Source organism: Mesorhizobium sp. M2A.F.Ca.ET.039.01.1.1 (assembly GCF_003998035.1).
GTDB lineage: Bacteria > Pseudomonadota > Alphaproteobacteria > Rhizobiales > Rhizobiaceae > Mesorhizobium.
Genome location: NZ_RZRY01000492.1, coordinates 1 through 4,835 on the forward strand (window position 1 = coordinate 1; position 4,835 = coordinate 4,835).

A 4,835-nucleotide genomic window follows, 5' to 3' on the forward strand; every position below is an offset into this window, starting at 1 on the left:
GACTGGACATCTATCGCGATCGTCATCCACGGGCGGAGCAAGGAGCGAAGCGACGCGCGCAGACCCGAGGATCCATGCCATGACTTGGAAGCGCCGCGGCGATCCAGAAATTCTGCACCGTTGCACACTTCGGTCCAGGTAACGGAATGGATTCTAGGGTCTGCGCGCGTCGCTTCGCTCCTTGCTCCGCCCTAGAATGACGAGGTTTAGAAGCCTCCAGCTCATCGCCAGCGTTTGCGCTGACTATCCCAACGGACGTTGATAGCCTTGCCCGTGAAACCTGCAATCTTTCAAAATCACCGTGTTGAGGAACTAGTGCGCCAGCGCCTGCTCCAGATCGGCGACCAGATCATCGCCGTCCTCGATGCCGCAGGAGAGCCGCACCAGCGAATCGGTAATCCCGATGGCGCCGCGTTTCTCCGCCGGGATCGAGCCATGCGTCATCAGCGCCGGGTGCTCGATCAGGCTTTCGACGCCGCCCAGGCTTTCGGCCAGCGTGAAAAGCTGGGTGCGTTCGAGGAAGCGTTTCGTTCCCGCCAGGTCGCGGTCGAGGTCGACCGAGATCATACCGCCGAAGGCGTGCATCTGCTGGACGGCGATGGAATGCTGCGGGTGGCTGGCGAGGCCTGGATAGATGACCCGGCGGACATTTTTTCGCGTTTCCAGCCATTGCGCTATTTTCAGGCCATTGGCCGAGTGGCGCTCCATCCTCAGCGCCAAAGTCTTGATGCCGCGCAGGGCCAAAAAACTGTCGAAGGGGCCGGAGATGGCGCCGATGGCGTTCTGCAGGAATTTCAGCTGGTCGGCGAGTTCCTTGTTGTCGCCGACGACCGCCACGCCGCCGACCATGTCGGAATGGCCGTTCAAATATTTCGTCGTTGAATGCACGACGATGTCGATGCCGAGCTCCAGCGGGCGCTGGATATAGGGGCTGCAAAAAGTATTGTCGGCAACGGTAAGCAGACCCTTACGCTTTGCAAGCGCCGCGAGAGCTTCGAGGTCGACGATGCGCAGCAGCGGGTTGGTCGGCGTCTCGACCCAGAGCAGCTTCGTGTCCGGCCGGATCGCGGCTTCGACCGCGGCCAGGTCGGTGAAATCGGCGAAGCTGACCTGCAAGCCCGCGGAACGTTTGCGCACCCGCTCCATCAGCCGGAACGAGCCGCCATAGATGTCGTCGGTGGCGACGATATGGGCGCCGGAATCGAGCAGCTCCAGCACCGTCGAGATCGCCGCTAGGCCGGAGGCGAAGGCGAAGGCTTTCGTGCCGCTTTCAAGGTCGGCGACCGCGCGCTCGAAGGCGAAGCGCGTCGGATTCTGGCTGCGGGCATACTCAAAGCCCTTGTGCACGCCGGGCGATTGCTGGCCGTAGGTGGAGGTGGCGTAGATCGGCACCATCACCGCGCCGGTCGTCGGGTCGTGGCTCTGGCCGCCATGGATGGTGCGGGTGGAAAAGGCCAGGCGGTTCTTGCCGTTTGAAGTCATTTTGCGCGGCGCCTCAGATGGTTGATCAGGTCGATACGGGTTATCAGGCCGATGAACTCCTCGCCATCGAAGACGATGGCGACCTCGTTGCGGTCGAAGACAGGCAGCAGCGCGTCCAGCGTCTGGTTGGCCTGCAGCGTGTGCAGGTTCGACGTCATGGCGGAGCGCACCGGGCCGTTGAAGCGATCCCAGCGGCCGTCATAGGGGCCGTCGACCTTGGCCAGGATATCGCTTTCGTCGACGATGCCGACCAGCCTGCCCTCATCCAGCACCGGCAGTTGCGAGACATCGGAACGGCGCATGCGGCCATAGGCGTTGAGCAGGCTTTCCTCCGGGCCGACCCAGACGGTGTCGCCTGTGCGGTGCGAGCGCATGACGAGGTCGCGCAAGTCGCCATGCTGCTCCTGCTCGGCAAGGCCCTGCTCTGCCAGCCAGAAATCGTCGAAGACTTTCGACAGGTACTTGTTGCCGCTGTCGCAGACGAAGGTCACGACGCGCTTGGGCACCGTCTGCTCGCGGCAATAGCGAAGTGCGGCCGACAACAGCGTGCCCGAGGACGAACCAGCGAGGATGCCTTCCTTGGACAAGAGATCGCGCACCGCCAGCATGCTCTGCTTGTCGGGGATGGAATAGGCCTTTTTCACCAGCGAGAGATCGGCATTGGGCGGCACGAAATCCTCGCCGATGCCCTCGACCGTCCAGCTGCCCGCCTCCTCCATCTTGCCGGTCTTGATCAGCGGCGCCAGCACGGAGCCGACCGGATCTGCGAGCACCATCTCGGTCTTCGGTGAATGTTTCGCGAAAAAGCGGCCAAGGCCAGTGAGCGTGCCGCCGGAGCCGACACCGACCACCACCGCGTCGACATCGCCGTCGAGCTGCCAAAAGATTTCCGGGCCGGTCGTCGTCTCATGCGCCAGCGGATTGGCCGGGTTGGCGAACTGGTTGGCATAGAACGCGCCGGGCAGCTCGGAAGCGATCTTCTCGGCCATGTCCTGGTAATATTCGGGGTGGCCCTTGCCGACATCGGAGCGCGTCATGCGCACCTCGGCGCCGAGCGCGCGCAGATGCTGGATCTTCTCGCGCGACATCTTGTCGGGCACGACCAGGATGATGCGGTAGCCTTTCGGAATGCCGACCTGGGCAAGGCCGAGGCCGGTGTTGCCGGCAGTGGCCTCGACGATCGCGCCGCCGCGCCTCAACTTGCCCGCCTTCTCGGCGGCGGCGATCATCGACAGCGCGATGCGGTCCTTGATCGAGCCGCCGGGATTCTGGCTTTCGAGCTTGATGAACAGCCGGCATTTGCCGGTGTCGAATTTGGTCAGCTCGACGATCGGCGTCTGGCCGATCAGGTCGAGCACCGAAGCGTAAGGCGGGCGAAGCCTCGACAGGTTTGTGTCCGCGCCGCCGGGCGCTTTTGTCTGCTCGCTCATCTTGAGTGCTCCATCGAAGCAGTTCGAGGCGGATGTCGGCAATCTCGCGCATCAAGCCGCCGGAATCCATTCCGGCTTGGCGGATCGCGCGCCCTGTCTTTTCCAGCCCTTTTCATCCGGAAAGAAGATAGATCGTGCCAATCCGGCGGCGAGTCGGGGAATGGAATTTCACGGAGGGCGCTTTGGAGAAGGTTGATTGGAAATCGATCATCAGCGTCGAGTTTTTTCACACCCCCTCTGGCCCATTGGGCATCTTCCTTGTGGGCATAGCCGCGCGAGTCTCTGGGATGTCGTCAAGGCGATAGAGAGGTTTCTTGGTGTGACGGGCAACCTATCCTTCGTCATTCTAGGGCGGAGCAAGGAGCGAAGCGACGCGCGCAGACCCTAGAATCCATGCCGTGACCTCGGCCGCAGAATGCAGCGGTCCAGAATAGCCGCCGATAACTGCACCAACTAAGATCACCAGATGACCGGCTACGTCTACATGACCGCGAGCCAGAAAGGCGGCACGATCTATATCGGTGTCACCAATGACCTTGCTCGTCGCATGCCCGAGCACAAGACTGGCCAAGGCTCCAGCTTCACCAGCCGCTACGGCGTGCAGCGTCTGGTCTGGTACGAGGAATACTTCGACATCGCCGATGCAGTTCAGCGTGAGACGTCATTGAAGCGCTGGCCACGGCAGTGGAAGATTGATTTGATCGAGACGACTAATCCCGAGTGGTTCGAGCTCTTTCGCGGAATTGGCTGGTGAACGTTCTGCGCCGTGGAGGCTCTCAATCGTCACGGCATGGATTCTAGGGTCTGCGCGCGTCGCTTCGCTCCTTGCTCCGCCCTAGAATGACGACCGATTGCAGCGAGCGCCTCACCCCAGCAGCTGCTTGCTCAGCTTCGCGCACTGCACGCGGATGTCGGGAATGGCGTCGATCTCGAAGAAGGTGCCGCGCGTCAGCGGGCCGACGGCGAGCAGCTTCGACGACACCGTGCCGTCGGCCGCGATCAGCTCGCATTTCGCGGTGACGTCGAGCCCGAGGCGCAGCGGATCCGGCCGCGCCACGCCACGCTCGATCAGCGCGCGCACGAGGCCGTTAGAGGTCCTCGAAATGTCGCGGGCGATGCCCATGCAATCATAAAGGCGGGCGACCTGCAGGGTCTCGATATCCTGCGTGCCGCGCGGCTGGATTTTTACGGTGAAGCCGCCGTTCGCCTCGACATTCACGATCCTGCCGGCGACGAGGCGGATGCGGCCCGAACTGACCGCCTCGGTGACGCGCTGGTAGACTTCCGGCGCCATGCGGTGGCGGTGGATGTCCCACCAGGCCTTGGTGTGCTCGACGAAGCGGCGCTTGGCGGAGGACGGCCAGTTCTGCCAGATCGTCTGGTTGAAGGGCCGCAACCCATCGACCACGTCGCGCCAGTCGCCGCCGGCCTTCTGGGTCTCGCGGATCAGGTTGCGGAACCAGCCGACGAAATAGGAAAGCTCCGTGCCGAGTGGGATGTCGGCGATGTCGAGCTTGATCGGGTTGCCCTTGCGATGCGGCGACGGCAGCAGGCCGCGCCGCGATACCGCGACGATCGGGCCGCGATGGCCGCGCTGTTCCAGCGACAGGAAGGCGTCGACCATGCTGAGGCCCGTGCCGAGCAGCAGGACACCGGCTTGCGGATCGAGCGCGGTGTCGGCCTCCGTGCCCATGCGGATGGCGTGGCCCTGGAAGGCGCCGGGCTGCTCGTCATGGCCGGTGGCAAGCACGGCCAGATGGCCAACGACGCTGGTGCCGTTGGCGAGCACCACCTCGACACCAGCCGACGTCGGCGAGATCGACAGGCTCTCCTCGGCAATCAGCCGCAACCGGCCGGTCTCGCGCTCACGTTCCACCAGATCGTCGAGCAGCTCCCCAGGTAACGGGCATAGAGACTGCGCGG

3 protein-coding genes and 1 pseudogene are annotated in these 4,835 nt (G+C 63.4%); 1 reads left to right on the forward strand and 3 read right to left on the reverse strand.

Translation table 11 applies throughout. From position 1 onward, the window contains the following. Nucleotides 1-312 precede the first annotated feature (312 nt). Both EOA24_RS27585 and EOA24_RS27590 read right to left on the reverse strand, forming a co-directional pair. Nucleotides 313-1,482, reverse strand: coding sequence for a cystathionine gamma-synthase (locus tag EOA24_RS27585; protein WP_126080325.1), 1,170 nt, complete (start codon nucleotides 1,480-1,482; stop codon nucleotides 313-315). Beyond that, entirely contained in the window at nucleotides 1,479-2,912 is a 1,434-nt protein-coding gene (locus EOA24_RS27590; protein WP_127410271.1) for a pyridoxal-phosphate dependent enzyme, read from the reverse strand. Before EOA24_RS27590 ends, EOA24_RS27585 begins: the two co-directional genes overlap by 4 nt. 466 nt (nucleotides 2,913-3,378) lie before the next feature. Between EOA24_RS27590 and EOA24_RS27595 the strand changes: the two genes are divergently transcribed. Beyond that, nucleotides 3,379-3,666: a GIY-YIG nuclease family protein gene (locus tag EOA24_RS27595; protein WP_126080327.1), complete on the forward strand. Its 288-nt coding sequence runs from the start codon at nucleotides 3,379-3,381 to the stop codon at nucleotides 3,664-3,666. A gap of 111 nt (nucleotides 3,667-3,777) precedes the next feature. On the opposite strand, the pseudogene EOA24_RS27600 reads toward EOA24_RS27595, so the two are convergent. Next, nucleotides 3,778-4,835 (reverse strand): annotated as a pseudogene (locus EOA24_RS27600) (FAD/NAD(P)-binding protein); the annotation flags it as partial.